Here is a 5,412-nt window from a genome sequence, read left to right as displayed (position 1 = left end):
ATTGGATCTTGAATAGACTGTTGCAAGGATTTCAGAGACTGGTTGGACGGTCGTTGATCCGGCAATGGTGATAACCGTCTCCTGGCTTCTGTCATTTATTTTCGATTCAGGTAATCCGGTTCCATCTGATCCAATTATTGCCCCTCCAAAATAAACCGACCATACACTTAAAACAAGAATAAAAACAACAATGAGAACTTTTTGATTCCGTTCAATCATACTTATGCCAGACCTCCCCGGAAGAGAGTATCTCTCCTGCCCCGGTCAATCAGTACCATACTCACGAACCGGCATAGGTTCTCTCAACTGAGATTCTGACAACAATAGAGATCTCTATTGGAATCAGATAACCCAGATAATCCGATGGCATCAATATTCTCAAACACAAGTTCTGATGCAGTACCGGGACAAGAAACAGGGTGATGCAAGATGATAGTGCTCTGTCTGAAGAGAAGAGGATCAGTCCCTTGATCTCCCTTGATTTGAACAGATACAACACAATAATTAAACGATTCCTGCCCGGTTCGCTGAGATTGAAAACACTCGGCGCAATTGCCATCTCCTGCCTCATCATGACCTGCATCCTCTTCATCTGCTCCCAGATGATCGTCATGGAGGGTTTTTCCAAACTTGAAGAGAATGCAATGCACCAGAATATTGAGCGTGCAGAGAATGCAATAGCCGGTGAGATTAGAAAACTGGATGCGATAGCATATTCCTGGGCGAGTGCCGAAGAGACGAATTCCTTCTTAGAAACCCGTGATCATGTATATTTTCAGTCGGCATTTCCCGATGAAAAGTTTACCGGATCAAATATCAACATCATTCTCTTTGTCGATCATGAGAAAGAGATAATCAACCATAAATATATCAATCTGGATTATGGCCATGTGATGCCGACACCACGAAGCCTCCTCTCCCAGATGACAGAGAAGGATATCACTGCTGAGAATGGAATGCTTGTGCTCGGATCAGGGCCAATGCTGATTGCAACACGCCCTATCATACGAAGCGGACAGGAAGAGCCATCTGGAACAATCATTGTAGGCCGATATCTTGATGAGGCAGAGATGGGGATCCTCTCCCAGCAGACAGATCTCCAGTTATCAGTCTATGAAAGCCACCATCACAATAATCCGGAGGATATCCGGCAGGTTCAGTCGCTTCTGATTTCGGATCATTCAGAGATTGTGAAACCGATTGATGAGAATACCGTAGCAGGCTATACAATCCTGTCTGATCTTCATGGAAACCCGGGTTTAATCATGAAAGTTGAGATGCCACGGGATATTTTTCAGAACGGCCAGTCTGCGATCCAGTTCTCACTTCTTGCCCTTGTCATTCTGGGCATCATCAGTGGAGCTGTGACCATGGGCATAATGGAGAGGATGGTACTCGATCCATTAAACAGGCTCAGAACAGGGATTCGATCGATTCGTGAGGGTAGATCAGTTTCATCCCGGATCAATTTTACCGGGGATGATGAGATAGCCCAGGTTGCATCGGGAGTGAATAAAATGCTCGACTCGCTTGAGAGATCACAGAACCTTTTGAAGCAGAGCGAAGAGCGTTTCCGCCATCTTTTCAACGATGCCCATGACATCTTCTTCACCACAGACACAAGAGGAATAATTACAAGTACAAACAGGATGGCTGAGACCCTTACCGGATATACAAAAACAGAGCTCATAGGAAGAGATATGTCAGAACTCTTTCCTGACTTCTCACATCAGACACCAAATGAGGAAGAGCCAATTCAGACAACCTCAATAAACAAACAGTCTTTTGAGACGAAGATCAGGACAAAAAAAGGAGAGGAGCGGGTTCTGGATCTCCATATACAGCCAAGATATTCAGAGGGGATAATAAGCGGCCTGTTCGGGATTGCAAGGGATGTTACAGAGAAGAGAGCTGCGGAAGAAGAACTTGCCCGATACCAGAACCATCTTGAGGATCTTGTGAGGGAACGAACTACAGAACTCTCCCATATTAATGTAAATCTGACATCCGAGATAGAGAGACGGAGAGCAGCTGAGCAGGCGGGTGCTGCGGAGAGAGAACGCCTATCTGTCACGTTATCTTCAATCACCGACGGGGTGATTGCAACCGATACCAGGTCACGAATCATTCTCATCAATAAACCTGCAGCAGATCTGATCGGCAGATCAAAGGATGATCTGATCGGGATGGATATCAGCCTTGTCCTCCAGATGCAGGGGGGAGATGGAGATGCACTATCCGCAGATGAACTGGCATCAGAGGCAATAGCAAAGAATGCTCCGATCATGATCTCACGGGATCTGTACCTGGAAAAGGCAGATTCCCTCATTTGCCCCATTGAATTTTCAGCTGCTCCGATTCGGGATTGCAAGGGAGCGGCAATTGGAAGCGTCTGTGTCATCCGGGACATAGGAGAGCGGAGACGCCATGAGGATGAGATGATCAGAATAGAGAAACTTGAGTCGATCGGCCTTCTTGCAGGGGGAATTGCTCATGACTTCAATAATATTCTCACAGCGATTACCGGAAACCTGATGATAGCCAGAATGGAGATAACAGATAATCCCGCAGCAATTGATCGGATCGAACGTGCCGAAACAGCAGCACTCCGTGCACGCGATATGACCAGGCAGCTTGTTACATTCGCAAAAGGCGGATCGCCTGTGAAGGAGACTGCTGATATCCGCGATCTCATTAAAGAGACGAGCCTGTTTGTTCTTCAGGGAACAGCCTCGCGGGCGGAGATTTCGATCGAACAGGATCTCTGGACAGCTGACGTGGACTGCGGCCAGATCGGTCAGGTGATCAGCAACCTCGTCATCAATGCCAATCAGGCTATGCCGGATGGCGGTATCATCATTGTGAATGCAAAGAATTGCACAATAGAAGAGGATATGGGAACCAGTATTCCGGGAGACTATCTCTGTATCTCTATACATGATCAGGGATGCGGGATCTCACAGAATAATCTCACCAGAATCTTTGACCCGTACTTTACTACAAAGCAGAATGGAAACGGGCTTGGACTTGCATCATGCCTCTCAATTATCAAAAAACATGGCGGTACAATCGATGTCGTATCACAGCCCGGTATCGGTTCCACATTCTCGATCTACCTTCCGGCATCGAAGAAAGCTCTTTCATGCCGGACATGCGATTTGACAATCCCCTGTGGAAGAGATCAGTCGATCCTGATCATGGACGATGATGAGGCGATCCTTGATATCGCATCGGTGATACTGACACAACAAGGGTATAAAGTTACAACTGCAACAGACGGTGATGAGGCGATTTACCTCTACAGAGAGGCGAAAAAGAATGGAGATGCATTCGACGCTGTCATAATGGATCTTACCATACCGGGGGGAATGGGCGGGAGAGAGGCGATGGCCATCCTGTATCGGGAAGATCCTTCTATTAAGGCCATAGTCTCCTCCGGATACTCGGATGATCCGGTTATGTCAGCATACCGGGAGCATGGTTTCTGTGCAGTCCTTCCAAAACCATACCGGGGACGCGATCTCCTCTCCATTCTGGATACGATACAAAATCCCCTCCAGGATGAGAATTCGGCCCTCGCAGATCCTTTTGCAGAGGGATCATTTTTTTCCTGATTCCGGTTGCTATCTCCAACTCAGCACTTCAACCTTTCTAATCCTACGCTAAAAAAGAATATAACGTTTTTACCTTTCAACTCCTATCAGATACAGAGCGTGGATATTAATGATGGAGATTACCATAGCAGAGACAGGGGGTGTCAGGCATGCGAATCTTTTTGGAAGAATTGATTCGACAACCGCACCAGAGGCAGAGAATATCCTCAGATCATTTGCCGGGGAACAGGAAAGAAACGTCATTGTGAACTGTGAGGGTCTCGAATATATCAGCAGCGGGGGGCTCCGCATACTGCTTGTCATCGAGAAAGAACTGAAGGGATCAGGGCGCCATGTGATCCTCTGCGGGCTCAGGACAGAAGTCGAGAAGATATTCCGGCTGACCGGGTTTACATCAATTTTTACCATCGAGAAGACCGTAACCGATGCAGTTGCGCATCACCGGTGAAGAATGGATTTGAGAGGATGGAGCCGGTTATCAGGTGACGGGGATCTCTCCTTCTACCCGATGATCAGGAAGATCGATATCCTCTCATCAAACTCTTACCTCATCGGATCAGAAGACGATCTGATCCTGATCGACCCCGGTGCAATCCCGGGGCAGGCAGATACAATCCTCTCCGTCATATCCGATCTCCCTGAAAACCGGCAGTTAACCGGCATCCTGCTGACACATACCCATATGGATCACTGCCATTCACTCGTCAGCCACCCCGAACTCTCATTGTTTGCAGACCGCGCCTATTCGCATGTATCAGGTGTCATTGCCCTGAAAACAGAAGATTACGGAGTCACCCAGGCAACACTCCTTGGGAAGAGATTATCGCCGACACTCCTTGGCAACCCCCTCTTCTCCGGGAATCAGGAGACCGGAAGGTACGGCCTTTCTGAAGAGACGATACCATTCTCAGGGGATCTTGAGATCACCGCCTATCATACACCCGGACACAGCCCGGATTGTATCTGTTACAGGATCGGGGACAGACTCTTCATTGGAGATACGCTCTTTGCAGGATCTCCCGGTGTTGCAGGAATAGTCGGCTATTCACGTGATGATCTGCTTCATTCCCTCATCGGGATCAGACAGATGATTTGCGGAGAGAATATTACAGTCTGCTACTCGGGCCATGGAAACCCAATCCCTTCAGCCGATGCAATCAGGAGCATAGATCTTGTTCTCAGGCAGGTCGAGAAACTAAGCGGGATCGAGACCTTCACACCCGAGAGGATGAAGGAGACAGCGCTCTTTGCTGAGGATCTGATGGCGGAGATCGATGAAACTCTCACGATCATCTCAGGCAGGATCGCATTTGTTTCTCATATGCTTGCAGAGCTTGAGGAAGGAGCATCTGCCGGAGAGATCTCATCAGTTCTTGATTGTGCAGCGGTTGATGATCTGCTTGCCAGATACAACAGTTTTGCCGAAGAATACCGGCAGGGTGCCCATCAACCCATTCTGCTTGCACTGAATGCCGCAAATATCGCAGGGAAAATTGAACGGCTCATTGATCGGGGGGGCCTTGGTGCTGTGATCGAACCCTGGCTCATCGATCACCTTGACGAGCTGATCAACGATTATATGACTCTTTTCCGTGGATTTCGGCCTGTTGCAACCCTGAAAGACTGTAATCCCTGTGTTCTCTGCCGGGCTGTTGTCGATTCGCTTGATCCACGTCATGCCGATCAGCTGCTTGAGTCTGCATCCGATGATGATTTTGCTGCCGCTCTTGCACTCCGGATGGGGAGGGTACAGGTTGTGAACGAGGGAGCCGTCACCGTCTGCGCCACTGATGAAAAC

Annotated in this window: 4 protein-coding genes; 3 read left to right on the top strand and 1 reads right to left on the bottom strand. The window is 48.3% G+C overall.

From position 1 onward, the window contains the following. Positions 1 to 219: hypothetical protein (locus QCH34_RS05970; protein WP_300331666.1), on the bottom strand; the 219-nt coding region annotated here is incomplete at its 3' end. Between the two features lie 314 nt (positions 220 to 533). Between QCH34_RS05970 and QCH34_RS05965 the strand changes: the two genes are divergently transcribed. The 3 genes from QCH34_RS05965 to QCH34_RS05955 all read left to right on the top strand — a co-directional run. Beyond that, the gene (locus QCH34_RS05965) at positions 534 to 3,614 is read left to right on the top strand and encodes a PAS domain S-box protein (protein ID WP_300331663.1); all 3,081 of its coding nucleotides are present in this window, start codon (positions 534 to 536) and stop codon (positions 3,612 to 3,614) included. Positions 3,615 to 3,723: 109 nt separating this feature from the next. Beyond that, complete coding sequence (locus QCH34_RS05960; protein ID WP_300331660.1) at positions 3,724 to 4,062, top strand: STAS domain-containing protein; 339 nt, start codon at positions 3,724 to 3,726, stop codon at positions 4,060 to 4,062. A 3-nt stretch (positions 4,063 to 4,065) separates the two neighbouring features. Beyond that, on the top strand, positions 4,066 to 5,412 hold a 1,347-nt coding region (locus tag QCH34_RS05955), incomplete at its 3' end, for an MBL fold metallo-hydrolase (RefSeq protein ID WP_300331657.1).

The organism is Methanocalculus sp. (assembly GCF_029762515.1).
GTDB lineage: Archaea > Halobacteriota > Methanomicrobia > Methanomicrobiales > Methanocorpusculaceae > Methanocalculus.
This window is presented reverse-complemented; position numbering and strand designations above follow the sequence as displayed.

Bases quoted from the DNA above. Each gene is read 5' to 3' on its own strand.
- QCH34_RS05960 (WP_300331660.1), top strand. From the start codon at position 3,724: ATGATGGAGATTACCATAGCAGAGACAGGGGGTGTCAGGCATGCGAAT.